At 36.9% G+C, this 26,286-nt stretch carries 20 protein-coding genes and 1 riboswitch; of the genes, 7 read left to right on the forward strand and 13 right to left on the reverse strand.

Going from position 1 to position 26,286, the window contains the following annotated elements; genetic code table 11:
* The gene (locus tag ACFOOI_RS20785; protein ID WP_379840019.1) at positions 1 to 1,275 is read left to right on the forward strand and encodes a hypothetical protein; all 1,275 of its coding nucleotides are present in this window, start codon (positions 1 to 3) and stop codon (positions 1,273 to 1,275) included.
* Here the strand turns inward: ACFOOI_RS20785 and ACFOOI_RS20790 are convergent.
* The gene (locus ACFOOI_RS20790) at positions 1,267 to 2,484 is read right to left on the reverse strand and encodes a hypothetical protein (RefSeq protein WP_379840020.1); all 1,218 of its coding nucleotides are present in this window, start codon (positions 2,482 to 2,484) and stop codon (positions 1,267 to 1,269) included. The genes ACFOOI_RS20785 and ACFOOI_RS20790 overlap by 9 nt on opposite strands.
* Before the next feature lie 116 nt (positions 2,485 to 2,600).
* A riboswitch (SAM riboswitch) is annotated at positions 2,601 to 2,722 on the forward strand.
* Between the two features lie 119 nt (positions 2,723 to 2,841).
* On the opposite strand from ACFOOI_RS20790, the gene ACFOOI_RS20795 reads away from it, so the two are divergent.
* Entirely contained in the window at positions 2,842 to 4,128 is a 1,287-nt protein-coding gene (locus tag ACFOOI_RS20795) for an O-acetylhomoserine aminocarboxypropyltransferase/cysteine synthase family protein (protein ID WP_379840021.1), read from the forward strand.
* 51 nt (positions 4,129 to 4,179) lie between these two features.
* Entirely contained in the window at positions 4,180 to 5,199 is a 1,020-nt protein-coding gene (locus tag ACFOOI_RS20800; RefSeq protein WP_379840022.1) for a homoserine O-acetyltransferase family protein, read from the forward strand.
* Here ACFOOI_RS20800 and ACFOOI_RS20805 read toward each other — a convergent pair.
* The 10 genes from ACFOOI_RS20805 to ACFOOI_RS20850 all read right to left on the reverse strand — a co-directional run bounded on the left by ACFOOI_RS20805 (position 5,196) and on the right by ACFOOI_RS20850 (position 20,365).
* Positions 5,196 to 6,074 carry a transglutaminase family protein gene (locus ACFOOI_RS20805; RefSeq protein WP_379840023.1) on the reverse strand — a complete coding sequence of 293 codons (879 nt, stop codon included), beginning with the start codon at positions 6,072 to 6,074 and terminating at the stop codon, positions 5,196 to 5,198. The two genes, ACFOOI_RS20800 and ACFOOI_RS20805, sit on opposite strands and share 4 nt — an antisense overlap.
* The gene (locus ACFOOI_RS20810) at positions 6,064 to 8,619 is read right to left on the reverse strand and encodes a circularly permuted type 2 ATP-grasp protein (RefSeq protein ID WP_379840024.1); all 2,556 of its coding nucleotides are present in this window, start codon (positions 8,617 to 8,619) and stop codon (positions 6,064 to 6,066) included. The genes ACFOOI_RS20805 and ACFOOI_RS20810 overlap by 11 nt, the downstream gene beginning before the upstream one ends.
* 64 nt (positions 8,620 to 8,683) lie before the next feature.
* Complete coding sequence (locus ACFOOI_RS20815) at positions 8,684 to 12,052, reverse strand: transglutaminase family protein (RefSeq protein ID WP_379840025.1); 3,369 nt, start codon at positions 12,050 to 12,052, stop codon at positions 8,684 to 8,686.
* Between the two features lie 170 nt (positions 12,053 to 12,222).
* Positions 12,223 to 14,436: a SulP family inorganic anion transporter gene (locus tag ACFOOI_RS20820; protein ID WP_379840026.1), complete on the reverse strand. Its 2,214-nt coding sequence runs from the start codon at positions 14,434 to 14,436 to the stop codon at positions 12,223 to 12,225.
* Between the two features lie 155 nt (positions 14,437 to 14,591).
* Positions 14,592 to 15,758, reverse strand: coding sequence for an aminotransferase class V-fold PLP-dependent enzyme (locus ACFOOI_RS20825; RefSeq protein ID WP_379840027.1), 1,167 nt, complete (start codon positions 15,756 to 15,758; stop codon positions 14,592 to 14,594).
* Between the two features lie 102 nt (positions 15,759 to 15,860).
* Positions 15,861 to 16,760 (reverse strand): cupin-like domain-containing protein, encoded by a 900-nt coding sequence (locus tag ACFOOI_RS20830; RefSeq protein WP_379840028.1) that lies wholly within the window; start codon positions 16,758 to 16,760, stop codon positions 15,861 to 15,863.
* Positions 16,761 to 17,232: 472 nt separating this feature from the next.
* Positions 17,233 to 17,520 carry a rhodanese-like domain-containing protein gene (locus tag ACFOOI_RS20835; RefSeq protein ID WP_379840029.1) on the reverse strand — a complete coding sequence of 96 codons (288 nt, stop codon included), beginning with the start codon at positions 17,518 to 17,520 and terminating at the stop codon, positions 17,233 to 17,235.
* 84 nt (positions 17,521 to 17,604) lie between these two features.
* Positions 17,605 to 19,242 (reverse strand): ABC-F family ATP-binding cassette domain-containing protein, encoded by a 1,638-nt coding sequence (locus ACFOOI_RS20840; protein WP_379840030.1) that lies wholly within the window; start codon positions 19,240 to 19,242, stop codon positions 17,605 to 17,607.
* 207 nt (positions 19,243 to 19,449) lie between these two features.
* Positions 19,450 to 19,986, reverse strand: a complete 537-nt coding sequence (locus ACFOOI_RS20845) for an MOSC domain-containing protein (RefSeq protein ID WP_379840031.1) — start codon at positions 19,984 to 19,986, stop codon at positions 19,450 to 19,452.
* A 1-nt stretch (position 19,987) separates the two neighbouring features.
* A complete protein-coding gene (locus tag ACFOOI_RS20850; protein WP_379840032.1) occupies positions 19,988 to 20,365 on the reverse strand; it encodes a group III truncated hemoglobin in 378 nt (125 codons plus the stop codon).
* Positions 20,366 to 20,439: 74 nt separating this feature from the next.
* On the opposite strand from ACFOOI_RS20850, the gene ACFOOI_RS20855 reads away from it, so the two are divergent.
* Together ACFOOI_RS20855 and rlmB are read left to right on the forward strand one after the other, a co-directional pair.
* Positions 20,440 to 21,717 carry a GWxTD domain-containing protein gene (locus tag ACFOOI_RS20855; protein ID WP_379840033.1) on the forward strand — a complete coding sequence of 426 codons (1,278 nt, stop codon included), beginning with the start codon at positions 20,440 to 20,442 and terminating at the stop codon, positions 21,715 to 21,717.
* Positions 21,690 to 22,499: a 23S rRNA (guanosine(2251)-2'-O)-methyltransferase RlmB gene (rlmB, locus tag ACFOOI_RS20860; RefSeq protein WP_379840034.1), complete on the forward strand. Its 810-nt coding sequence runs from the start codon at positions 21,690 to 21,692 to the stop codon at positions 22,497 to 22,499. The genes ACFOOI_RS20855 and rlmB overlap by 28 nt, the downstream gene beginning before the upstream one ends.
* On the opposite strand, the gene ACFOOI_RS20865 is transcribed toward rlmB, so the two are convergent.
* Together ACFOOI_RS20865 and rfbC are read right to left on the reverse strand one after the other, a co-directional pair.
* Positions 22,496 to 23,269: a CpsB/CapC family capsule biosynthesis tyrosine phosphatase gene (locus tag ACFOOI_RS20865; protein WP_379840035.1), complete on the reverse strand. Its 774-nt coding sequence runs from the start codon at positions 23,267 to 23,269 to the stop codon at positions 22,496 to 22,498. The two genes, rlmB and ACFOOI_RS20865, sit on opposite strands and share 4 nt — an antisense overlap.
* A 249-nt stretch (positions 23,270 to 23,518) precedes the next feature.
* Entirely contained in the window at positions 23,519 to 24,061 is a 543-nt protein-coding gene (gene rfbC, locus ACFOOI_RS20870) for a dTDP-4-dehydrorhamnose 3,5-epimerase (RefSeq protein WP_379840036.1), read from the reverse strand.
* Positions 24,062 to 24,183: 122 nt separating this feature from the next.
* On the opposite strand from rfbC, the gene pyrF reads away from it, so the two are divergent.
* Positions 24,184 to 25,014, forward strand: coding sequence for an orotidine-5'-phosphate decarboxylase (pyrF, locus tag ACFOOI_RS20875; protein WP_379840037.1), 831 nt, complete (start codon positions 24,184 to 24,186; stop codon positions 25,012 to 25,014).
* Positions 25,011 to 26,285 (forward strand): DUF2851 family protein, encoded by a 1,275-nt coding sequence (locus ACFOOI_RS20880; protein ID WP_379840038.1) that lies wholly within the window; start codon positions 25,011 to 25,013, stop codon positions 26,283 to 26,285. Before pyrF ends, ACFOOI_RS20880 begins: the two co-directional genes overlap by 4 nt.
* Position 26,286: the final 1 nt, after the last annotated feature.

Consider the following 26,286-nt stretch of genomic DNA (forward strand, 5'->3'; position numbering starts at 1 on the left):
ATGAAAACACTACTCTTCTTTCTTTTTATTCCGTGCGTATCTTTTTCTCAAATTGATTATCGAGTTGATTATTATCCGTATACAAACAAAGCAGAAAATGAACTCGTAAAAGGCGATTATATCGCGGCCGTTAATTCATACAATGAAGCTTTTAAAGTCAAAGGCTCTGTTTTTGCCAAGGATTTGTATAATGCTTCTGCCGCAAAACTGTTGCAAAAAGACCCCGAAGGAGCAAAAAAGTATTTGATTAAACTTGCAAAAAAAGGAGTGCCTGCCGAATTTTTAGAAAAAAAGCCAATTGGCACCATGTTTGGCTCTTGGTGGTACGACTATAAACCCTTTTATCAGCAGGTTTTTGAGGTGTCAAAGGAAGCAAATCAGAACGAAATTTGGACAAAATTTGATAGTTTAAGCATTTTGCAATATCATTTGGAAGAGGAGACAAGTACTTTCCCATATATAATAAATGGGAAAAAAGTCCAAATAAAAGTAAAAGATTACGATCCAAAAATGTTTTCAGATTCTTTATATTTTACAAATAAAAAAATAAACTATTACACAGACACTAGTTTAATAAAGAGTGATTTCAAGGTATTTAATGATTCATTAAAAGTAGTTTTAGAAGAAAAAGAAAATGAGTTTTTTGAAATTTTAGAAAAACACGGATTTGTTTCTGAAGAGTTATTATTCGCAGCTACCAATAATAGTGCGAACTTACCTTCAAAAAGAGTTAAGCGGTATATCTTGAATTATGATAGAAACCTAGATTTAATTTTTAATACACAAGCCGATTTTCTTAGATGGTATTTGATGCCGATGTCATTTCGACTTAATATGGATTTGCCTAGGCCTGTAGTAAAAGAAAATTTAGAAATTAAAAATCAAATATTGGAAGGACTTAAAAATGGAAAAATACTTCCTGAAGTGGCAAATACCTTGCAAAATTATAATGTGGGTATTCATAGAAGCAACAAAGTTTTAATAAAAGTAAACATAGAAAACCGCTCAGATTGTGACCAAAGTGGAAGGGAGTTTGAGGTGTATTTAAAAAATACGAGTAAAGTAATATTGAGTGAGGAAGAAACGAATAATAAAAGAGCAGAGTTTGGACTGTGCAGTATTCAAAATCAATTGCTAAAAGATATATATATACATACTTCTAATATGTATTTTATGCTTAATACCGATACTGCTTTTGAAGAAACCACGGTTTCGAGCTGTGAAACCGCCGCTTTGGTGCTGAAAGATGCTGTTTTGATTAAAAACTTAAACTGATTGTTTAGTAGCTGAGCTAAAAGGATTTCTGAATTCCTGTTCGGCGTTATTGCTTCCGATTAGTTTTTCAATCCAAAGTTTAAAACTCAGTTTGTAAATGTGCTTTTTGAAGTATAAATAATTAAGCTTTTTAACAGGTTTAGCTCCCATGCTCGACTTGGCGACTTCGGCTGTTCTACCTAATTCTATTTTGTTTTGGTGTTTATTAATAGCTTCGCTAAGTCCAAAATAGAGGATATTGAAGTACAGATTATAGTTTTCGTTTTCCGTATAATCTATCCCAATATAATGAATTTCCATTTGGCCATTTCCTGAAAATATATGCGTAGAAAAAGCGATTAATTTTTCATATTTAAACACACCAAAAACTTGCAGATTGTCTCCTAGTAGCTTCTTTAATTCTAAAAAATATGTGGGTTTTATTTCGCCAAGTTTTACCGTTTGATTTTGCAAAACCTCCAAATAGAGCTCGTAAATGCGTTTTTGGTGAAGTTTTATGTCTTCAATATTTAATTCTGTAAAAGTTAAAGAATCAAATTTCGCTATTATTTTTTTGTATCTCGATCTATATTTTTTGTCTAAAACCGAAGCGTAGTCACCCATGTTTTTCCAACTCGGGTCAATGCACATTTGCATGCTGATATCTTGACTAAAAGGAATAAGTTTTTTGCTTATATCAAAAGGGGCATCGCATTCTTTTACCAATAAACCCGCAAAGTTTTTCGTTTTTTCGTTTTGTTCTAAAAACTCGACCAAAGCTTCAAATATCTGAACTCTGCAATAGCCTTCTTTTATATAAAAACCTTCTTGGTTAGATTTGAAAATATTACCACAAACCAATACGTCTAATGAGCAACTTAGGTTTTCATCGCACTTCGTAAATAGCTCTAATAGTGATATTCTTAGGTCCGAAATCTTTATTTGATTTAAAGGGAATTTGCTTTTTTGTAGGTAAATAGCCGCAATTTGCTCTTTTTTATCCCAAACAATAAAAGTTAAACTTTCTACGGAGGTATTCTCTTTATAGAAATTTATTTTATCACTTTTTAGGTGATGGTTATCGGGCAGAAGCTTGTCCCAAATAAGTAAGTTATCTTCCTTTAAATCGATTTGACTTAAGGTAAATGTACTTTTTGAGGAAGATTGACAAATATAGCCCAACATTAAAAACTTGGTAAATATGCGTTGAATAATAATACGTATTTGCACTCCAAAAGGTTCAGGATTTATTAAGGTTAACTTAATTCAGATATTTTTTTGATTCCAAAAAATGTTTTATAGCTTTGCAGCATCAATTCATTCTTCGCTTTTGCAGCTGAATGGTTGATTTATAAAGACGAGTGGAGAGAATAGGCTCTTTGAAACTCGGGCAACCTGCCGATACTTATCGAAAAGGTGCCAATACCTACCTCAGCGGCTCAACAGTAGCCTCTAGGACTTATAAACCAATCAGGCGATTTTCAAATTACTATTGGTTTTGTTTAAAGATTTCGAGAATCGAAATTTTTCGTCATGCGTTTATCGCACGCACGACGGTGTATTTTTTTATTTAAATTTTATTAAAACATGTCAGAATTAAGATTCGAAACACAACAGCTACATGCTGGCCAAGAGATTGATCCTACTACACAATCACGTGCAGTGCCTATTTATCAAACCACTGCCTATCAGTTTAAAAACTCAGAGCATGGAGCTAACCTTTTTGCTCTGAAGGAGTTCGGGAATATTTATACCCGAATAATGAACCCGACTAATGATGTTTTTGAGAAAAGAGTAGCGGCATTAGAAGGTGGAGTAGCAGCTTTGGCTATTAGCTCAGGTCATGCGGCACAGTTTATAGCCATAAACAACGTAACCTCGGTAGGGGATAACTTCGTTACGAGTTCATTTTTGTATGGCGGAACATTTAATCAGTTTAAAAACTCATTCAAAAACATAGGCGTAGAAGCACGTTTTGCAAATGGTACAGATGCCGAAAGCATAGAAAGCCTTATAGATGAAAATACGAAATTGATTTATGTTGAAACCATTGGTAACCCAGGTTTGAATGTGCCAGATTTTGAAAAAATAGCAGCAGTTGCCAAAAAACACGACCTTCCACTATTTGTAGACAATACTTTTGGTGCTGGTGGAGCTATATGTCAGCCGCTTAAGCACGGTGCCAACGTAATCGTAGAGTCTGCTACCAAATGGATTGGCGGTCACGGTACCACCATGGGCGGTGTGATTGTAGACGGAGGTAATTTTAACTGGGGAAATGGGAAATATCCGCAGTTTACTTCGCCATCGGCGAGTTATAATGGTTTAGTTTATAACGATGTATTCGGAATCGGTGGTCCTTTTGGAAACATTCAGTTTATCATCAGATGTAGAGTAGAAGGCCTTAGAGATTGGGGCCCTGCTCAGTCGCCATTTAACTCATTTTTATTGATTCAGGGTTTAGAAACCTTGTCGCTTAGAGTTGAGCGGACTTGTGAAAATGCCCTTGCTTTAGCAAAATGGCTAGAAAGCCACGAGGAAGTGGAGTCGGTTTCATATCCAGGTCTTGAAAGTCATTCATCGCATGAGCTAGCAAAAAAATATTTGACAAGAGGTTTTGGTGGTGTGCTTTCATTTAAACTAAAAGGTGGAAGAGAAAGAGCGGAAAAGTTTGTGAATAGCCTAAAACTTATTTCGCACCTTGCAAATGTAGGAGATTCAAAAACATTAATAATACACCCTGCCTCTACCACGCACTCACAGCTGCCAGAAGCAGACCAGTTGAAAGCAGGTGTAGATCCAAACTTGTTACGTATTTCGTTAGGTATAGAGCATATCGAAGATATTAAAGCAGATATAACAGCGGCACTTTAATGATTTTTTGGGGCTTAGTAAGAAATGGCTAAGCTCCTATTTTTTTGTTTTATGATAGATACTAAGATATATAAATACGAATCTCCTTTTAAGTTAGAAAACGGAGAATGGCTGCCAGAGCTCGAGTTGGCTTACACTACCTACGGTACTTTAAATGCCGACAAAAGTAATGTGGTTTGGGTGTGTCATGCTTTTACGGGCAATGCAAACCCTTCAGACTGGTGGAGTGGCTTAATAGGTGACCGCAGAAGGTTTAATCCTGAAGAATACTTCATAGTATGTGTAAATGTGCCAGGCTCTCACTATGGCAGCACAAACGCACTTTCTGTAAATCCTCAAACCGGCAGCCCATATTTTCACGATTTCCCGTTTCTTACCATTAGAGACGTTATAGAAAGTTTTATTTTACTTAGAAAGCATCTTGAAATTAATAGCATAGCCTATTTATTAGGAGGATCATTGGGCGGTCAGCAAGCTTTAGAGTGGGCCGTAATGGAACCCGAAGTAATTGAAAAATGCATCTTATTTTCTACAAATGCCATTCATTCGCCTTGGGGTGTGGCTTTTAACGAAAGTCAGCGTATGGCCATCGAAAACGACCCGACTTGGCTAGAAAAATCTCCCAAAGCAGGCCTTGAGGGCATGAAAGTGGCCCGTGCCATAGCTTTATTGTCATATCGAAATTATCAGACCTATAACCGTACGCAGTCAAGAGACGAAGGACAGATAGATTTTTTCCGTGCCAATACCTACCAAAACTATCAGGGCGAAAAGATAAAAAGAAGATTTAATGCGTTTTCGTATTGGACTTTATCCAAAATGTTTGACTCACACGATGTGGGTAGAAACAGGGGAGGGGTAAGCGAGGCGTTGAAACTTGTAAAAGCCAAAACCTTGGTAATCGGCATTAGCTCTGACATCTTATTTCCGCCAATTGAGCAATCAAAAATAGCCGAAGGAATAACTGATGCAAAGTTTTTAGAAATAGACTCTACCTATGGCCACGACGGCTTTTTGATAGAGTTTGAATCTATGGCGAAAGCAATAGCTGCTTGGGAAAAAGAACTTTAATTTTCGATTATTCTATTGAGGTCTACCTCTACTTTTAGTTTGTGACCACCTGCGGTAAACATCACGCCTTTTACGGGCACCACGTCGCTGTAGTCACGTCCATAGGCTGTTTTTATATGTTGATCGCCAGGCACCATATTATTAGTTGGGTCAAACTCAAACCAACCCACATTAGGGATATTTGCCGAAAACCAAGCATGTGATGCGTCAGAGCCCTGGAGTTTGACTTTGCCCGGAGGCGGTAAGGTTTCTATATATCCACTGATATATCTGGCCGGAATGCCCATACTTCTGATACAGGCTATAGCCAAATGGGAAAAATCCTGACATACACCTTTTCTTTCTTTTAATACTTTTTCTATTGGAGTGTTTACATCCGAAAACTTAGCATTGAACTCAAAGTCATGGAAAATCCTACTTGAAAGATTTTCAATACAATCGTAAAGTGGTGTTTCTAGCTGAAAAGACGGGGCTGCATATTTTTCAATATTTTTTGACCACGATATTTTTGGACTTTGAATCAAAAAAGGCCAAACCTCTGCTTTAATAGGCACACTTGTTTTTAGTATTTCCAATGCTTCGCCGTAAGTTATACTCGGTTTAATTTTTATCTGATCATATGAATTTTTTATAATAAATGACTCAGAACGTATCTCAAGTTCTTTGTGAGGAGAATTAATAGAGAAATAGTGGAGTTTATTTCCCCACATGTCAGTTCGCATTACAAGTTCGTCTGGTTTAGGCAAAATCGTGATTACATTACTTTGGCACGACTGATTTTCATCTGTCCTTGGCATTATACAAGCTAATCCATGATACCCCTTTACTTCGTTTGTATAGGTGTATTTAGTTTTATGAAGCAGGTTATATTTCATTATTCAAGATGTCTGTATCTGTGTATTCAACAAGAGAGTGTTGGATAAGGGTATGGGTAAAATACTGATTTGTAAGATTTTCGGTAACTTTTGAAAGTAGCTCTTCTATCTTATCTAAAAACGAATGTAGATTAAACATTTCGTGGGAGTCTTCATTGTATACGCCCAGGTCTTCTACTTTAGATAAGCGAACCATTGTTTGTGCCTCCAAAACCAAAGCCAATGTAGGTGTAAGTCTAACTCCAAATGCTTCTTTGGGTAACTTTTGGAGGTTATTGTTTAATTTGTCAATCAAAAAACTAACCGAACAAGGCAAAGTTTCGTCGAGAAGCAACATGTCTAATGTTGTTTCAAGGTTCATGAATGATTTGTAGAGTTGTCTATAAAAGACCAAAATATTGTTATTATGTAAAAGTGTTTCGAGCAACTCCTTTTCTATCTCTGAGCTTTGCTTAAGTAAGAAAATGTTTTTGATTAACACTACTTGGTTTATGGCTCTTTCAAGATATTTACCAGCTTCAAAGAAGTAATATGAGTCATCACGTGGGAAACTTTCGCTCAAAATACCATAAAAACCAAACAGTCTACTTTGCAATCTTTCTAATATTCTCTGTGTCTGATGGGTAGTTTTAATGGTACCTATCTCCTCCATGCTGTTTTCTATGGCGTTGATATAACGCTTGGTATCGTGATTCCATTTCTCATTTACAGTGGTAGCACAGTTAAGTAGATTTCTTAGGTTAGAAACCACCGTGCCCGGCATTTTTCGGGAAGAAACTACGGCTTGTATATATTTAGAATGCGTTTCTAATTTTGAAAAATCAAAATCCTCAGAACTTACGTATGTCAGTGCTTCTAAAGTTTTACTCAATATTGTAAGCGTATGAGGTTGCTGTTTAACATCCATCGAAAATTCTTCTTGAATAAACTGAAGTATTACTCTCGAAAACTTAACAGTAGTAAGTACTCTTTCTGTATTTCTTCCTGCCCAAAACATGTTTTCAGCTGCACGGCTAGGTAATGAATTGTATCTATGATTAAATTTATCAGAGTTGAAAACCAGTTTCTCTTTTTGAGGTAAAAAATGCTGGTCTACTATCCAAGTATCTTTCGAGATGCCACCCAGTTGATTCGAAATTACAAATTTTTCAGGGTCGGCAGAACTTCTAGTTAGGCCGCCATCCATAACTTTAAATGAGTCTCCATCCGAAACCAAAAAAGCACGTGTAGCCGAAAGTCGAGGAAGTATTTGGCCATTGACCAAACTAGGGGAGGTAAATAAAATACACTCCTCTTGAGCCACAAAGTCTCTCGGATTCTGCTTGATTTCTTCTTTTAATTTTGCGAGTTCGGCTTCATTTAGGGTTCTACAAAAAATCGACGAATGCCGTATTTTTCTATTTCCTTTTTTAACAATAAGTTTAGGCAGGTTTTCTAGTACATAATTAAGTTCTTTGGGTTGCCCACACCACCAAGTGGCGATGTTTGGCATCAGAAGGTCTTCGCCCAATATGGCCCTACTGGCACTTTTCATGAAGGGTAACAACATGTGATTTTCCAAAATCCCGGTCCCAGGAGGGTTAATCACAATCACATTGCCGGCACGCATGGCTTGTAGCAAGCCGGGTATTCCCAGTTGAGACTCTTTTCTTAGTTCTAGTGGGTCAGAGAAGTCTTCGTCTATACGTCTAATAATCACGTCTACTTTTTCAAGTCCTTTTACAGTTTTTAGAAAAACAGAAGAACTTCTGACTACCAAGTCAGACCCTTGTGCAAGCGTATAGCCGAAATATGATGCTAAATATGAATGCTCAAAAAAAGTTTCGTTAAAAGGTCCAGGAGTTAGATAGACTATATTTAATTCACTGCTGTTTATTTTGCCATTCTTTGTAATGGCCGTATGAAATGAGTTGAAATATGGGGCAAGTTTTTTAGGTTCTATACCTTTTGAAAGTTCAGGCAAAAAACTACTTAAAAGACCTCGGTTTTCGAGTGCATAACCAGAACCCGATGGAGACTGAGTGCGGTTGTCTAAAATCCACAAACGCTGATCTGGACCTCTCGAAAAATCAACGGCATACATGCTCAACTGATTTTTAAAAGGATTTTTTATGTCCATACATGGGGGCAAAAAACCGTCGTTTCCATAAAGCACATGTGCAGGAAACACGCCATCCTTTATCAGTTTTTGGCTTCCATAAAAATCTTTATAGATTTCATTCAACAAAACCGCACGCTGTACAAGACCCTTCTTAATTGTATCCCATTCATTAGCGTCATACAAAAAAGGAATACTGTCAAGTTTCCAAGCACGGTTTTCTCCAGAGTTTTGGGTAGAAATATTATAGGTTACCCCATTTTCTTTCAACTTATTCTTTATGTCTAAACTCCTTTGATTTAGGTTATCTAAACCTAGGTGTTGCAAATTATTGAATAAGTTGGCCCAAATGGGCTTAATATTCCCGTCTTTGTCAATAGTCTCGTCATTTTTCGAGGCTATTTTAAGATAATTTTCTAAAAGATTGGTTGAAGCGTCTATCTGCATAATGCGGTCATTTGCCCCAAAGATGGTACATTATTAATTTAATATTAAGTTTTTAATTAAATAATTACTTTACTTTCCAGAATTTTCTTAAATCTAAAGTGTTCGGAAATTCCGGATTTATTAACTCAATAGGCGTATCGATTTTTAGGTCTTTTTTGTTTTGAGAAACAAATCTCGAGATAAACGGCGTGTTTTTTACCGATGGTGCAGCCTCCAAATCTGCATTTGGCGTATGCCCAAATCCCCAGAATCTACTTATCTGTCTCGACTCAGCTTCGTACGAATTTATTGGGTAAGTATCAAAACTTCTTCCACCCGGATGCGAAACAAAATACGTACAACCACCCAAGACTCTGTTGTTCCAAGAATCGATAATGTCAAGTACTAAAGGAGCATCTGCACCAATAGTCGGGTGTAATGCCGAAGGCGGATTCCATGCTTTATATCGTATACCGGCTACCAATTCACCTTTAACTCCGGTCGGTCTTAGTGGAACACGACATCCGTTACAAAGTAAAATATGGCGACCTTCTATAAAACCACTTACTTTTACTTGAATTCTTTCCAATGAAGAATCTACAAAACGGGCGGTACCCGAGTTAGAAAGCTCTTCGCCCAATACATGCCAAGGCTCTATGCCGAGTCTAATTTCTAGCTGCACGTTATCTACCGTTATATTTCCGTATTTCGGATATCTAAACTCAAAGAATGAATCAAACCATGAAATATCAAAGTTGTAACCGGCATCTTTAAGGTCATTGACCACATCTATCATGTCTAAATAGGCAAAATGCGGCAGCATATATCGGTCATGGAGTTCGGTGCCCCATCTTATCAATTTTTTCTCATATGGGTTTTTCCAGAATTTCGCTATTAGAGCCCTAATCAATAAGGTTTGAACCAAACTCATTTGCTTGTGAGGCGGCATATCAAAAGCTCTGAATTCTAATATCCCAAGTCTGCCCGTACTTGAGTCTGGCGAATACAATTTGTCGATACAGAATTCTGCACGGTGTGTATTTCCTGTAATATCAACCAATAAGTTTCTGAATATTCGGTCCACCATCCAGAAAGGAGGGTTCTCATTCGATGAAAGTTGATCAAATGCTATCTCCATTTCATATAGAAGTTCCTCTCGGCCTTCATCTATTCTTGGTGCTTGACTGGTAGGCCCTACAAATGGCCCAGAGAACAAATAACTCAATACGGGATGATGTTGCCAATACGTAATTAAACTACGAAGCAAATCTGGTCTTCTAAGTATTGGGCTGTCTGCTGGAGTGGCTCCACCTATGGTTACGTGGTTTCCGCCACCGGTTCCAGTTTTGCGGCCATCTACCATAAATTTCTCAGTACCAAGGCGAGCAAAAAAGGCTTCCTCGTACAATGAACTTATGTTTGTTACCAATTCTGACCAGCTTTTGGCTGGATGGATATTCACTTCAATAACGCCTGGGTCTGGGGTTACACTTAGTTTTTCTATTCTGTTGTCGCTTGGTGGAGTGTATCCTTCTACCCGAACCGGCATGTTTAGTTTTTCTGCAACCGATTCGATACTTCCGATTAGGTCAAGATAATGCTCAAAATAATCAACCGGTGGTAAGAATACATACAATATACCTTCTCTTTCTTCCACCGTTAAGGCAGTAGTAAATGTCAAAAGAGAGGTTTCTTCTCCTTTTTTAGGTTTTTTGTTTATTCCTTTAGCTGATTTTCCATAACGACTTTTTAGGTTTTGATCATTGTTTGAAAAAACTGGTAAGTCTTCAAATGGACTTCTTTCTACTGCTTTTTCGCTATCTTTTTTGGATATCTCTGGAAGTTCTTTTAAAGGAAGCCTTAAACCGATAGGTGAATTTCCAGGTATTAAGAAACAGTTTTTACGTCTAAATTCCCAAGCACAACTTGACCATGTATTTTCTTCAAAATTCCATTTAATAGGTAAGGCAAAGCCAGCGGCATTATTTAGTCCTTTGGTAAGTAACCTTGTCAGTGTTTGTCGCTCAATAGAATCTTTTAAGTTGACTTTAAGTGGGTCAATATCTACTGGGAGTTTTTGCTCTTCAAGTGTCCAATAGAATGGGTCTTCATAGGCCGGAACTATATTTTTAGTGCTTATTCCTAAGGTTTTAGCCAATTCATTTGCAAAAATATCGGCTTCAATATGCGTAAACTTTGTGCTGTCTTCTTTAGCTATTAAATCAAAGTTTTTCCAGATAGGTAAACCGTCTTTTCTCCAATATAAGCCATATTGCCACCTCGGGAATAGTTCGCCGGGGTACCATTTTCCTTGACCAAAATGAAGTAAACCACCAAATGCAAATCTGTTTTTGAGTCTTAAAGCTAAATCATACGCGAGTTTTCTTTTTAGGGGACCGTCAGCAGTAGAGTTCCACTCGTCTCCTTCAAAATCATCGATGCTCACAAAAGTAGGTTCACCACCCATAGTAAGTCTTACGTCGTTTTCTATTAGGTCTTTTTCAACGTCTTCACCTACTTGCATTACATTTTCCCATTGCTTGTCGGTGTAGGGTTTGGTAACACGAGGGTCTTCTTTTATTCTAAATACTTTGTTTTCAAACTCTAGGGTAACCTGACAAACTTCGGTTCCACCCGTAACTGGGGCAGCACTTTTGTAGTGTGGTGTACAACTAAGTGGTATATGACCTTCGCCTGCCAATAAGCCTGAAGTTGGGTCTAGGCCAATCCAACCTGCACCTGGTATAAAAGCTTCTACCCAAGCGTGCAAGTCTGTAAAGTCTTCTTCAGTGCCCGATGGTCCGTCCAGTGATTTTTGGTCTGGTGTAAGTTGGACCAAATAGCCTGAAACAAAACGTGAGGCGATTCCAAAATGTCTCAGTACTTGAACGAGCAACCAAGACGAGTCTCTACATGAGCCACTTTTTATATCTAAACTGGTCTCGCAGGTTTGTACACCCGGATCCATTCTAATATTATATGAGATTGCTTTATATATGAGTTGATTTAAGTAAACTAAAAAGTCTACAATTTTCATATCGTCTTGTATCCGGTGTTCTTTGATCCAGTTATTAAGGAGAGGCCCATTTTCGTCATATTCCAAATATGGACTTAGCTCTTTTTTTAATGAATCAGGATAGGCAAACGGATAGTTTTCGGCGTATTCTTCCACAAAAAAATCAAAAGGATTGATTGTTTGTAAAACAGCTATTACCTCTACCTCTACCGAAAGTTCTGCGATTTTATCAGGGAATACTACACGGGCTTGAAAGTTACCAAATGGGTCTTGTTGCCAATTTATAAAATGATTTTCGGGGCTAATTTTTAAACTATACCCTTCTATTTGAGTTCTTGAGTGAGCGGCTGGTCTTAGTCTAAAAACATGAGGAGTAAGACGTACACTTCTATCAAAAATATATTTGGTTTTATGAGAAATGGCTACTTTTATTGACATGTATATTTTTGGTTTAAGTGATGGCTTTTCGAAGCCATATATAAAGTTTAAGTTCTACTATTTTTATAAATAATAAAACAAGGTGAAATTAAGATTTTAAGTAAAATTGTAAAAATTCAAGATTAAGTCGAGATATTACTATTTATATGAGTTTTCGAACCTTTTCATTTTTAAGAATAGTTTTTTAATATCAAGTCTTTTTTTCTGTTTATGATCGCTTCTAATCTAATACTAAAATCTACGAGGGCTTTTATTTCGGTTACACTTCCTAGTCTTTCGCTGTTTTTAATTAAGATGCCTCCCTTTCCATCAGATTCTATGTGATAGTAACTGTTACTTTCAAAAAAAAGAATCAAATCATCGGTAAAAAAGCGTCTGATTGAGAGTAGGTTTTCTCCTCTAAGTGTAAATCTTTTTGCAAAATCTCTAAATGACTTCAGCTTTATTTCTTTAAAATCCGCTAGGTATTGCATTCTTTCAAAAAAATCGCCTTTGTCAAGGGTGAATTGAGGCGTTTTTTGATTTGTTTTGATATACACCATCGTGGAGTGTAATTGCTCTTCGGCTATAAATGCCCCTTCGGAAAATTCAATATCGAATAGCTTTATGGTTCGCTCTGGACTTTGTGCAATGTTATACACGTGGTCGATCTGCCTAGTTTTGAAGTAATTAAAGCCCATTAAGAAATAGATATGAAAATCTTGTCTCTTGTTAAACTTCCAATCAAAAACGCCAGTGAAGTTACTGATTTCTTGCTGTCTACGTGTCATTCTATCAGGTAAATGAACAAACGGTACCAGCTCTAAGGCTCTTCTGAGTGCAAACGGATGGTCACTTTCGGCACTGTGGAGGTCAAGTCCGATGACTTCAAACTGCCCGCCTGACTTTTCAAATTTTTGTTCGTAATCCCAAAGGTTTTCCATCACTGTGTGGTCAACAAACCTACTCTGAAGGAAATCCACAATTACTTTTTCGTTAGGTTTTATTTTATCTAAAACTGCTTTTAACCTAAAGAAATTTAAATACGAACTAAAGTACTTTACTGTAATATGAAGCGTGCCATCGTTTTCAAACGATTCTTCGAGGTTGTTTTTCTTAAAATTCTCAAAAAATAGTTTAAAGCTATTGGTAAGGTATAAATGCACAAAAAACGTAACCACTATACCCACCGTGATTCCTGTGATTAAACTCGTGGCCAAAGTGGTTATAAGCGTCACTAGGAAAATGAAAACCTGCTCTTTTCCTATGCTCATTATCTTTTTGAAAGTGGCAGGTGAGGCAAGTTTGTAGCCTGTGTAAACCAATATGGCAGCCAAAGCTGGGTAGGGGATGTAGCCAAGCTGCTCTTTGAAAACCAAAATAAAGAGACAAAGAAACGCCGCATGGAAAAAGTTAGCAGAGCGGTTAGAACCATTGTTATTCACATTTACCGAACTCCTGGCTATTACCGTCACTACATTTAATCCTCCCAAAAAACCGGAAACCACGGTGGCAATTCCTAATGCCCTTATGTCTTTGTTTACATTTGACTTTCTTAAAAGCGGGTCAAGTTTTTCTACTCCTTTTATAGATAGAAGCGACTCGATGGCCGCAATCATTGTGATTGAAAAAACAGCTACTATAAAATCAAAGTCGGCCAATCTGTTGAAGTTTGGGACAGGGAAATTCGAAAAAATATTGTCCGGTATTTTTATGAAATATTGACTCGGAATTGGATGGTCTACACCTAGTTTATTTTCAAAAAAATGGGCTAAGCCTACCGAAATAAATACTATCCACATGGGGGCGGGTATTAGCTGGAAGTACTTACTTCTGATTTTTGCATAAAAAACCATAATTAGTAAACTCGCGATTCCGGCTATTGCTGCCGGATGTTGGCCTGGGTCGGTTATACATTCAAAGATAGATTTGGGTAAACTTAAAAGAAGCTCAAACGGTGATCCTGTGGCATTTAGGTTCCCAAAAACAATATGAATCTGTTTCGAAATAATGATAATACCTATCGCAGCTAACATTCCTTGTATGGCCGATGAGGGGAAAAAATCAGTCAGCTTACCAAGGTTTATAAAAGAAAGTAGAAAAATCAATACTCCTGAGACTATGATAGCTGCTAGGGTTATCAAATATCCCGCTTGCATGTCGCCTGCTCCAAGAGTGGTCACGGCAGTGAAAACGGCTACTACTAGCCCGTTTCCAGGGCCTGTAATGGTTACGTTTGAGCCTCCTATTATCGAAACTATAACGCCACCTACTACGGCAGAGATAATACCCGCAATGGGCGGAACACCAGAGGCTAAGGCCAATCCAAATCCAAGTGGAAGTGCAACTAACGATACTACAAACCCCGCAAATATGTTGTTAGGAAGGCTTTTTATAAAAGCCATTTTTGAATTGCTTTCTGTCATTTAGATTAAAGAAAATGCTATTTATGAAACAGTAATAAGCTAAAAAAACTTCAGATTAACAAGTTTATAGGGATTTGCTCCACTACTCAGTTTTTAATTATACTGGCCATTTATATTTTATTTTCATTAAAATGCTACAAGCATTCTTCTAAAGTTTCGGTTAGTATTTCTAAGTCTCGCTTTTCATTAAATACATTAATTGAAATTCGGATTACATCGCCTCTGTCAGAAACTAAAACATTCTTGCCTTTTAGTGCATTCAGAAAAGACTGCTTATCTACATTTTTAGGTAAGGAAATTCCAAATAAGTGCTTCGCTCTAAATGCTTCAGAAACTATTTCGCAGCCTAAGTTTCGGAGTTTTTTTATTTCAAATAAGCTAATTTCTTCTATGTAGGTTTTCATGTTTTCGGGTTTCCAAGCCAATATCTGGGTGAGGCTATCAATAAGCATCGGCATTTGGATAAATTGCGAAAACTCTCCCATGTTGTACCTTTGGGCTTTGGGACGGTAGGCCTTTGGGTTCATAGACAAAGTGGTGAAGTCGTCGCTTCCTTCACGGTTCATCCATGTTTCTTCAAGTGGGGTTCCTTCGTTATATTTTTCTCCAAAATAAGCAAAACCAATACTGTAAGGGCCTAATAGCCATTTGTAAGCTGGGCAAATTATTGCGTCTGCTTTAATTTTAGTGTTATCAAAAGGCTCTATACCAATGGATTGTGATCCGTCAATAACTAGTAAGACATCGTTTTCTATGCATTTTTTGCTTATTTGTTCTAAATCAAACTTTACACCATATTTCCAATGGATATGTGGCAATACTATAAGTGCGGTTTCGGTATTTATGGCATTTAAAATATTCTGGTTCCAGTCTTGCCCAATGTTTGCTAAACCGGGTGGTTTTAATATCGAGTTTTGTTCTAAATTAAGTTTTTTAGCAACTTTCTCAAATGCATAAAAATCATTTGGGAATTCATCTCCAATAGTCAAAATCGTTTTTTTGTTTTGGCCTTTTATTTGAGTTTCTAAATTGGCCGCAACTATAGCTAAACCATAAGAAACAGACGAAATAATCGCAACAGAGTCAGGATCGCCGCAGTTTATTAGTTCTGCAAAAAGTCCACGTGCAGTATCAGAATCTGTGAAGTGAGAAATTGAAGTTATTTGATTTGGATGCATTTTTTGTTCAATGCCTTTCTTTCCCGCCTCTGCCGATGACTTTAAAATTGGGCCATAAGCGGCACAGTTTAAATAATGTATGTTAGGGTCTAAATCGAATTTGTTTTTTTGTGAGTTCAGCATAGAAATTGTTTTTCTTATAAAGCTAAGAAAAATCTAACTGAAAAAATCAATTCTGTTAAACAGTAAAAAACAAAAGAGGCCCATTTTGGTAGGCCTCCTTGTTTATTTCTTTTGTAGTTTTTGTATCGCTCTATTTGCTCTTTCTATGGTCTTGTTTTTCTTCCAGTCGAACCATTTGCTGCCTAGTATTTTATTCGCTAGGTCGTCTATGTGAGTTTTCAGGCCAACTTGAAGTATTCCGACAACCCTGTCTTTATAGTGAGGGCTGAGCGAGCGAATCGCAAAGCCTAGCCCTGCTGTGTTATATTCGATGTGATGCCACCAACCCGAAGGCATAAAAATGGTATCTCCAGGCCCGATAGTGCAATCGATTCCTTGCACATGTGCCAATCCTGGATATTTGTCAAAATCTGGATGATTTACATCAATAGAGGTGTGCGTAGAGTACGGATATTGATAAAGTAGTTTTGAGTATTTAGGATCAAAAAGTACCACGCGTTTATATCCTGCTATTTCGGTCAAAAACACGCAACTGTTGTCCATGTCGCGGTGAATGCGTGTTTCGGCCCCTTGCCCACCAAAAAAAGCAAAAGGCAAAAAGCTTAGCACATTATCCGCAATGTTTGGAAACTTGAAATGATTGAGCAACTCTTTTTTATGCTTAAATACATTAAATAAGAACAATCTTTTTGAAGTGGGCTTTTCTTGAATTATCTGCAAGTATTCTCCAAACTTCATAGTCATAGGAGCTTTTTTGTACGATCGGTCGTCTTGTCTAGTCTCGCTCTCATCATCAAATACCCCAACCTCTAATTCTCCAAGTTCTTTTTGGAAATAGTCAAACGTCCATTTGTATACTTGGGCGTCTTTCCCGTATAAATGTTTTATTATAACTGGCTTTTGGGGTTTCATATAGAATTCCAAAAAGTCCTCACGACTGATGTTTTCTACTACATCAATTTTGCCTGTTAAATCTAGTTTTGTTGTTTCTAAAGTTTCCATTGTATTTAGTTTTTATGGTAACCAATATTCGAAATGCATAACAAATAAATAACAGTGGAGTGTTCCTGTTTAGTATCAAAATTTCGTATTTTTTTTGAAAAAAATCTTCAATGTTAGGATTAGTAATATTTTAGAAATTAAACGCTCGTTTAATAGTTATTATTTTTCTTAGAAAAGTTCAAAATAATGTCTGGCGTTATATCTGAGGTAGTTTATGAAAAAGAAAAATAAATATTAGATGTGTTTTTATAAGAAGAGGTTAAAAAAAAAAGCGGCTGAATTTTTTGTGTGATTTCAGGTTTGCGGGTGTTTTATTAGCTAAACAGAAGACACCAAAAAGTGCATTTATGGGAATAAAAATAAATTGATTTTTAGATAAAAAAATGAAGGGAGAACTTTTTGAATTTTAGTGTTTAAGACAAAAAAAGAGGTCATTTTTTAAAATGACCTCTCCCATATTTTTTCTTTAAAATTAAACCGTCAGAGACTGGAAATAATTTACGTCAAACCATGAACCTCCGTTGTAGCATTCTACACCTTGTGCCTTTAAAAAAGCTGTGGCCTGTCCGCTTCTGTTTCCTGATGCACAGCATAATATAAGCGGCATTTCTAAGTTTTTGATTTCCTCTAATCTAGCAGGAATTTCATTTAATGGGATATTTTTTGAGCCCACTACATTGCCTCCAGCAAATTCTTCAAAAGTTCTAACGTCTACAATAGTCCCTTGGTTGTTTTTGATTAAGTTCTGTATATTTTCCATTGTTTGTTTATTTTTATTTGTACAAATGTCTGGAAGATTTGATTCTTAAAAAGTGATAATCGTTACACAACCAAATTGTTGACTTTAATTTTTCCTTTCTATTTCTCTTAAGTTTTCTAGTTTTTTGTTTTTCAAGAAACCATTTATGTCTTCAAAATGCTCTTTTACTCTTTTGTTGCCAAATTCAAATACCTTTTCGGCTAAGCCCGTCAAGAAATCTCTATCGTGAGAAATCAAGATTATAGTACCTTCAAATGCATTCAGAGCGTCTTTGAGTATGTCTTTTGTTCTAAGGTCGAGGTGGTTGGTAGGCTCATCGAGAATCAAAAGGTTAACCGGTTGAAGCAAAAGCTTTATCATTGCTAATCTGGTTTTTTCTCCTCCAGAAAGCATTTTTACTTTTTTGTTTAGGTCGTCTCCTCTAAATAGAAACGCACCCAAAAGATCTTTAATTTTTGTTCTGATTTCGCCTACAGCTATCTGATCTACGGTGTCAAATATACTCAGTTCTTCGTCTAGCAAAGCCGCTTGATTTTGAGCAAAATACCCAATTTCGCAGTTATGACCTACTTTTAGTTCGCCATCAAAGTCTATTTCGCCCATTATGGCTTTCACCATTGTAGACTTACCTTCTCCATTTTTACCTACAAAGGCTACTTTTTGTCCCCTTTCTATCGTAATGGTGGCATCTTTAAACACCAAATGGTCTCCATAAGATTTGCTCACTTGGTCGGCCATAACGGGGTAGTTGCCCGAGCGGGGAGCCGCAGGGAACTTAATATTCACCGCCGAAGTGTCCATTTCGTCTACTTCTACGATCTCTACTTTTTCCAACATTTTAACTCTCGATTGTACCTGTAGGGTTTTCGAATAAGTGCCTTTAAACCTATCAATAAATTCCTGGGTTTCGGCAATCATTTTTTGTTGGTCGTTAAATTGCTTTTGTTGCTGCTCCATTCTTTCTTTTCTGAGCTGCAAATAATGCGTATAGTTTACTTTGTAGTCATAAATACGCCCCATAGTAACCTCAATAGTACGGTTCGTGATATTATCTACAAAAGCCCTATCATGTGAGATTACGATTACGGCTTTAGAGCTATTGGTCAAAAACTCTTCGAGCCACTGCACCGACTCTATGTCAAGGTGGTTGGTTGGCTCATCTAATAATATAAGATCCGGGTTTTTCAATAAGATTTTGGCCAATTCAATTCGCATTCTCCATCCACCCGAAAACTCACTCGTAGGCCTATGGAAGTCTTCACGTGCAAATCCCAAACCTTTCAGTATTTTCTCAACTTCGGCGTCGTAGTTAACTTCTTCTATCGAATAAAATTTTTCGCTTAAGTCAGAAACTTGCTCTATTATTTTCATGTACTCGTCTGACTCATAGTCGGTTCTGGTCTCAAGCTGATGGTTGAGTTCGTCAATTTGAACCTGCATGGCATTTATTTCGGCAAAAGCCTTACTTGCCTCTTCAAAAACCGTTGCGTTGTCTTCGGTCAGTAAGTGCTGTGGCAAATACGCAACTACGGCATCTTTAGGTGCCGATATTTTGCCTTTTGTGGGCTTATTTACACCCGCTATTACCTTTAATAGGGTAGATTTTCCTGCTCCATTTTTACCCATTAGGGCTATTCTGTCGGTATCGTTAATATTAAATGTAATATCGCTAAAAAGGGTAGTTCCACTAAACTCAACCGAAACACTATCTACTGAAATCATGAATTGTTTTTAAAATTAAGCCGCAAAGATAAGAAATAAGGAAATAGCTTTTGGTATGAAAAAAACACGAAGGATTGAGTTTTTTTGTATCAGCTAAAAGGTGTAGTAAACGCAGAAGGTTAAACTTTACGGTTATAGCACGTATTGGGTCGTATGTAACTATCGGTAAAGTTGATTTCTTACAACATAAGGCTAAAGATTTTGCTTTTATTTAGAAAACAGACTTTGCTGTGGATTTTCGGTTTGATTTAGTATCGAGATTTGATCGTTGATTTTGATAATGCCTTCTTCAATAACCCTACACGTAATACCTCCATGCCCACGCATAGCATTAAAACCTCCGTACCCTAGGTTTTTCTCCATTTTACTACATGGATAGCAAAAGCCCGTCATTTCTAAAGTTGCAGTACCAATCTTAAATTTTTGATTTTTTAAGGAATTTAGGTTTATTCCAGATACCACTATGTTTCTTCTGAGTAAAGCTGGGTCTATTTCGGTTAAACCCAAAAAAGACGCCACTGCCGCAATATGCTCCTTTTGGATTAGGGTTACTTGGCGTTTTCCTGTAGCTGAAGTTTTGTTTGCTCTGTCACCTTTTAGTCCATTTTTTTCTACCAAAACCTCCGAAAGGCTATCCATGGGTACCCCACTCTTGGGTCTATTGCCTATCCAAGTTACTTTTCCTGCTTGACTGAAATTTCCAAAAAGGCTCAAAAAAGGATTCTCTTCTTTATCGGGTGTCATATTAAGCGGTTGGTTTTGCGTTTAGTTTTGCATTCAAAATTTCCCCAATCTCTAAGGCTTTTTTCTTTAAGAAATCAGCATTTTTCCCTTCAAAAAACTTATCGATGGTGATATACCAATAATAGAGCCATTTCTCAAAAAGTTCGGTGGTGAGGGGATGTGTTTTGTGTCTTTGCAAATGAACAAACATCATTCCGCCTGTGTAACTCCCGGTTTGGAATAGCCAGTTTTCCCAAAAGTTATATACTCGCTCCACATGATGCGGCCATTCCTCAAGCGAGGGCTGAAAAACTGGAGCAAGGTCTTTATCGGCTAAAACTAATGAATAAAATGAATCTACTAGATTTATTACATCGTTTCGGTTTTCTATATCTTTCATAAATTTATGTATATTGCATCAACATTTAGAGGCAGCTTTACGTTATCTTTTCAGCAAAAATATTATCGCCTTACATGAAAAATTTCATAATACTTTTTATTCTTTCCTTGGTTTTTGTAGGATGTAAAGTTCCACAAAAAAAACAACTCAACAAAGAGTCTGGTTCACTTGTGAAACCTAGAAGTAAAGACTCTCGGCCGGTTATTTCTTCCATAAACGGAAAATATATATTCAAAGACTCTACTACTATTCAAGTGTTTATGATGGTAGAGGTTGGCAATATAACCGAACAAACTACTTTTAAAGACCTCGATAATATTTTCAAAATTCAATGGTCTATTCAAACAGAATATGGTACCAAAGAAAAACTTAAGTCGGGAAGATTGGAGTTTTCGGATCAAAACTTCAGTAGAAAAGGAAATGTGTTTTATTTGAGTTTTGAGGTTCCAAACCAAAAAACAGAGGAAAGTGGTGTGCTGATTTTGGATTTTATAGACCAATCCTTAGCCATGAAATTCACAAATGACCTACCGATAGACTTTAGAGCGAAAAAAGTGGACACCCGATTTAATATATACTCGGTTGATAACCTTTCGATGCCTTCATTCCAATCGTATGTTTCTTTGGGAAAGGAGTTTATGGTAAAGTCAATTTTGCCTTCGGATGAAAAACTATTTTTGAAAAGATATAAAAATGAGGTTTTGCCTGCTTTGTCGCCCATGTCATCAAGTAAGCGTGATGCACTCGACGGTTTGGAGCCTGTAGAGGTCATACAAATTAAGTCAGGGCAAATACTCAAACTAGACCTACCAGGAATTTATGTTTTAACCCAAGAGCCTGACTTTCATGAGGATGGCTATGGTTTTTTGGTGGTCGATGATAGATTTCCAAAGATGACATATCCTGATGAACTACGCAAATCATTGGTTTACATGAGTACGCCAAAAGAAATAGATGCCCTAATGAGCACCGAAAACCCCAAAGAAGCCCTAGATTTGTATTTTCTTAATGTAAGTAAAGGCAATCAAACAGTTGCTAAGCAGATCATTAAGTCATATTACAAAAAAGTGGGGGAAGCAAACAAGCTCTTTTCTACCTATAAAGAAGGTTGGAAGTCTGACAAAGGCATGGTTTATATCATAATGGGCCCGCCAAGTAGAGTACAAAGAAACAGACAAAGAGAAGTTTGGCTTTATACCCAAAATCAAAATAATTCAGAAATAATATTTACATTTTACCGAAAGTCAAATGTATTCTCTGACCAAAATTATGAATTAGTCAGATATCCGGAATACAGCACTTTTTGGTATCCTTACGTAGAAGCATGGAGAACAGGAAACGCAGTGGAGTAAACCACGGAGGAGATAATCCCAAAAAATTTTACAAAGCAGTAGTAAGACCGAACAAAGAAGATTATGTCTTTGGTATTCAGTCTGTTATTGAAACTATCAAGAGCGACAAAGAAATTGATAAAATAGTCCTTCAGAAAGAAATTAAGCTTTTTGAAGAAATAGAAAAGTTAGCAAGAGAAAGAGGTATTCCTATTCAGAAGGTTCCTTTAGAAAAACTGAATCGCATTACGATGAAAAATCATCAAGGTGCAGTGGCGTTTGTTTCTACAGTAAACTTCGCGAAGCTTTCTAACATTGTAGCAGATACTTTCGAAAAAGGGGAGGTGCCTCTAGTACTAATCTTAGACAGAGTTACTGACGTTCGTAACTTTGGAGCCATTAGCCGTTCGGCCGAGTGTAGCGGTGTGCATGCCTTGGTATTGCCCACGCGTGGAGGTGCTCAACTAAACGGAGATGCTATGAAGACTTCTTCGGGAGCCTTAAACTACATTCCGGTTTGTAGAGAAACTGAATTGATAAATACCGTTACTTATTTGAAAAACTCCGGTTTTCAGATAGTTTCTTGTACCGAAAAAGGTGAAGGTTTCTTATATTCAGGAGATTATACGCTTCCTACAGCTATCATCATGGGTTCTGAAGAAGACGGTATATCTCCATCTCTATTAGCACTTAGCGATGCTCAGGTAAAGATTCCTCTGAAAGGAAAAGTAGAGTCGCTTAATGTGTCAGTAGCTACTGCAGTTATGCTTTATGAAGTAGTGAGACAAAGAGAGTTTGTTTAAAAAATCAGTTCGTTATTTATAAGATTTTGATTTAAGGTTTTCAAATACACCGGGTTTTCTATCACCTGGTGTATTTCTTTCCACTGGTCCATGGTTTTTATGTTTGTAGCCACATAACTGACCAAATTATTCTCAACCAAAAAGTTTAGGTTTTCCTTGATCGTTTTATTTCTACAAGACAAATAAGAGGAAGTGCCTACCATAAATTTTACCCCTCTTTTTTTTAACACCGCCAGTTTTGTTTTCTGATCCAATAAAAAGGAATGTTTTTCGGGATGGGCGATTACGGGAGTGTAGCCTAGGTTTATAAGTCGTGTCAGACACTTATCAAGAAATTCAAAACCATTAGTAAAAGAGCATTCAATTAAAATCTCGTTGTTTGTGTTTTCTATAGTTAAAAGACGCTGAGGTTGCCTTATTCTTTCATAAAAATGAGTATCAACGTAGTAGTCAGCTGCTGCTTTTACCTTTATAGCAACATTGTTTTCTTTCAAATTTTGATTGAGTTCTGCAGTTAACTCCACGATGTCAGACTCCTGATAGTCATAGTATCCTTTCATAATATGCGGAGTAGCTATAATTTGCCTGAAACCTATGATTTGAAGCATTTCACAAAGCTCTATGGCGAGTTCCATACTAGCAGGCCCATTGCTTATTTGAGGTAAAATATGAGCATGCAAATCTACGGTAAGGCTTGAACCAAAGGTAGGGTTGAACTCAAATTTATTGAGTTCAGGTGGTAATATGTTTTGGTCTTTTTCCGACGCCACAACCAACAGATTTTTAGTTTTTCAAGAGAGCTATAAAATGTATATTTTCGGCAATTGTCTTTTTTTAGGATAGGACTATTGCTCTCTTTTTTTGACCACATTTAGTGCCAAAAGGTGGCTTTTTGAATTAATGTAATCTAACGGTAGTAGTGATGTGTTAAGAGTTTGCTAATGAGTGGACTATGTGGGTTCTGAATGCGAGTTTCTAAATAGAAAATCGAAAGTTTAATATTGAAATATACTAAAATACTAAACTAATGTTTTTTTCAGCTCTTCAAAGGTAGGTAATTCCATATCTTTTTCTGAAACCAAAGGTTCTGTGGCGTTCCAGTCGATGTTTAAAGTTGGGTCATTCCAAATTATGCCACCTTCAGAAGCTTTGTCGTATAGGTTGGTGCATTTGTATGAGAATATGGCTTCTTCAATCGTATAAAAACCATGAGCAAAACCTTCGGGTACGTACACCATTTTTTGGTTTTCTGCAGTTAATAAAAACGTTTCGTGTTTGCCAAAAGTAGGAGAGTTGGGGCGTAAATCTACCGCAACATCAAGCACGCTTCCTTTGATTACACGTACCAGTTTTCCTTGTGCAAATGGAGCTTTTTGAAAATGAAGCCCTCTTAATACTCCCTTTGTGGAGAAAGACTGATTGTCTTGTACAAAAGTTTCTTTTACACCATTTGCCTTAAAAAGAGTTTCTGAGTAAGATTCAAAAAAATAACCTCTGTCGTCTCTAAATATGCGTGGGCTTATTTCTAAAAGACCTTCTATGCTTGTTTTCTTGAATTCCATCTTTGTTTTAAGTATTTGTCAGTTTGGCAAAATTAGCATTAAAAAATCTATTCTTTGGTATTAATTGGCAGTCTTCTTTTAAAAAAAATAGAATTAAACTAATTTTGAGAAAAAATAAAGGAATGACAAAAACGGAGCTGTTTAATCAGATAAAAACCAAGAAATCATATTTATGTGTGGGCTTAGACACAGATATCAAAAAGATACCCAAGCATTTGCTAAGCAGCGAAGATCCCGTTTTTGAATTTAATAAAGCCATAATCGATGCCACTTCTGATTTGTGCGTGAGTTATAAGCCCAATATCGCATTTTACGAAGCCATGGGGCCAAAAGGTTGGCAAAGCCTTGCCAAGACTTTAGAATATATTCCAAAAGACTGTTTTTCTATAGCCGATGCCAAACGTGGTGACATAGGCAATACTTCGAGTTTATATGCCCGAGCGTTTTTTGATAAGTCGGCTTCAGGTATGTCGTTTGACTCCATCACGGTGGCTCCTTACATGGGAAAAGACTCTGTATCTCCTTTTTTAGAGTTCGAAAACAAATGGGTGATACTTTTAGCTTTAACTTCAAATGAAGGCGGCAAAGACTTTCAGAACTTGGAGTTAGCCGAAGGTACTGAGGTATATAAGAAGGTTTTGGAAGTGTCAAAAAACTGGGGCGACTCTGAAAGGTTAATGTACGTAGTAGGTGCAACAAGGGCCGAAAAACTGAGGGAGATAAGAGCAATTGTGCCAGATAGTTTCCTGTTGGTTCCGGGAGTAGGAGCACAAGGAGGTAGTCTTTTTGAGGTGTCCAAATACGGAATGAACGCCACGTGCGGTTTGCTTGTAAACTCGTCAAGAGGGATAATATATGCTTCGTCTGGAGAAGATTTTGCAGAGAAAGCAAGAGAAGAAGCACAAAAAATACAAACTGAGATGGCCGAATATTTAGACCAATTTCTTAAATGAAAGAAGATTTCCTGCATTATGTATGGCAATATCAGTTGTTTGATAAGTCAAATCTGAAGTGTACAGACGGTAGTGTGCTTTCTGTGCTGAAAACAGGTACGCACAATACGAATTCTGGGCCAGACTTTATTAATGCAAGGATTAGTCTCAATGAAATACTTTGGGCAGGGCAGGTAGAAATCCATATAAAATCCTCAGATTGGAATAGTCATAAACATAATAATGATGTGGCCTACGACAATGTGGTGCTGCATGTAGTTTGGGAAGAAAATCAATTGATAGAACGAACAGATAAATCGATGATTCCGACGTTGGAATTAAAAAATATAGTAAGCACAGACCTTGTAAGTCAGTACAAAGGATTGGTAGATAATTCGGAGAATATTGCATGCCGCTCATTTATAGGCGAGGCTACTGAGCTCAATAAAATCTCAATGCTTGACAACGCTCTTGCTAGGAGGCTTAACTCAAAAACTGAGTTTATAAAAGAACGATTAGCCGCCACCAATTTTGATTGGGAAGAAGTCGCTTATCAGATTTTGGGTAAAAACTATGGATTTAAACTAAATGCAGATGCATTTTTGCACTTGGCTGAAGTTTTACCGCTAAAAATCCTGCAAAAACACCGTGGCAATTTGTTTCAGATAGAAGCTTTGTGTTTTGGGCAGGCTGGTTTTTTGGAAGAAATTAAAGAAGAATATCAAACAAAACTAAAGGAAGAATATACGTTTTTGGCTAAAAAATATGGCATCGAAAGCAAAAAGGTAAATAAACAAGAATGGCGTTTTTTAAGAACACGACCGTCTAATTTTCCAACCTTAAGAATTGCTCAGTTTGCCAGTTTAATCAATAGTACGCCTTCTATTTTTTCTTTTTTTAAAGATAATGTAGACCCTAAGTTTTTGTCGATAACACTCTCAAATCCACCTTCGGAATATTGGCAAGAGCATTATGATTTCGGAAAGAAATCTGCGAAGAAAAATAAAGGCTTGGGTATAAGTTCAGTTTACAATGTTTTGATAAATACAGGGGTGAACCTGTTGGCAGCGTATTCTGATGCTACCAATAATCGCATTTTTTTTGAACAAGCCGTGGAGGTTTTGGAACACCTAAAGCCCGAAGATAACCACATTACACGCAAATGGGCCGACCTAGGAATTGAAATAAATTCGGCATTTGATTCCCAGGCACTTATAGAGCAATACAACAATTACTGCTGTCTAAAAAAGTGCCTAAGTTGCAGTATAGGAGTGGCGTATTTAAAAAACTAGT

Source organism: Lacihabitans lacunae (assembly GCF_042649125.1).
Classification (GTDB): domain Bacteria; phylum Bacteroidota; class Bacteroidia; order Cytophagales; family Spirosomataceae; genus Leadbetterella; species Leadbetterella lacunae.

Bases quoted from the DNA above. Each gene is read 5' to 3' on its own strand.
- ACFOOI_RS20785 (WP_379840019.1), top strand. From the start codon at position 1: ATGAAAACACTACTCTTCTTTCTTTTTATTCCGTGCGTATCTTTTTCT.
- ACFOOI_RS20795 (WP_379840021.1), top strand. From the start codon at position 2,842: ATGTCAGAATTAAGATTCGAAACACAACAGCTACATGCTGGCCAAGAG.
- ACFOOI_RS20800 (WP_379840022.1), top strand. From the start codon at position 4,180: ATGATAGATACTAAGATATATAAATACGAATCTCCTTTTAAGTTAGAA.
- ACFOOI_RS20805 (WP_379840023.1), bottom strand. From the start codon at position 6,074: ATGAAATATAACCTGCTTCATAAAACTAAATACACCTATACAAACGAA.
- ACFOOI_RS20810 (WP_379840024.1), bottom strand. From the start codon at position 8,619: ATGCAGATAGACGCTTCAACCAATCTTTTAGAAAATTATCTTAAAATA.
- ACFOOI_RS20815 (WP_379840025.1), bottom strand. From the start codon at position 12,052: ATGTCAATAAAAGTAGCCATTTCTCATAAAACCAAATATATTTTTGAT.
- ACFOOI_RS20820 (WP_379840026.1), bottom strand. From the start codon at position 14,436: ATGGCTTTTATAAAAAGCCTTCCTAACAACATATTTGCGGGGTTTGTA.
- ACFOOI_RS20825 (WP_379840027.1), bottom strand. From the start codon at position 15,758: ATGCTGAACTCACAAAAAAACAAATTCGATTTAGACCCTAACATACAT.
- ACFOOI_RS20830 (WP_379840028.1), bottom strand. From the start codon at position 16,760: ATGGAAACTTTAGAAACAACAAAACTAGATTTAACAGGCAAAATTGAT.
- ACFOOI_RS20835 (WP_379840029.1), bottom strand. From the start codon at position 17,520: ATGGAAAATATACAGAACTTAATCAAAAACAACCAAGGGACTATTGTA.
- ACFOOI_RS20840 (WP_379840030.1), bottom strand. From the start codon at position 19,242: ATGATTTCAGTAGATAGTGTTTCGGTTGAGTTTAGTGGAACTACCCTT.
- ACFOOI_RS20845 (WP_379840031.1), bottom strand. From the start codon at position 19,986: ATGACACCCGATAAAGAAGAGAATCCTTTTTTGAGCCTTTTTGGAAAT.
- ACFOOI_RS20850 (WP_379840032.1), bottom strand. From the start codon at position 20,365: ATGAAAGATATAGAAAACCGAAACGATGTAATAAATCTAGTAGATTCA.
- ACFOOI_RS20855 (WP_379840033.1), top strand. From the start codon at position 20,440: ATGAAAAATTTCATAATACTTTTTATTCTTTCCTTGGTTTTTGTAGGA.
- rlmB (WP_379840034.1), top strand. From the start codon at position 21,690: ATGGAGAACAGGAAACGCAGTGGAGTAAACCACGGAGGAGATAATCCC.
- rfbC (WP_379840036.1), bottom strand. From the start codon at position 24,061: ATGGAATTCAAGAAAACAAGCATAGAAGGTCTTTTAGAAATAAGCCCA.
- pyrF (WP_379840037.1), top strand. From the start codon at position 24,184: ATGACAAAAACGGAGCTGTTTAATCAGATAAAAACCAAGAAATCATAT.
- ACFOOI_RS20880 (WP_379840038.1), top strand. From the start codon at position 25,011: ATGAAAGAAGATTTCCTGCATTATGTATGGCAATATCAGTTGTTTGAT.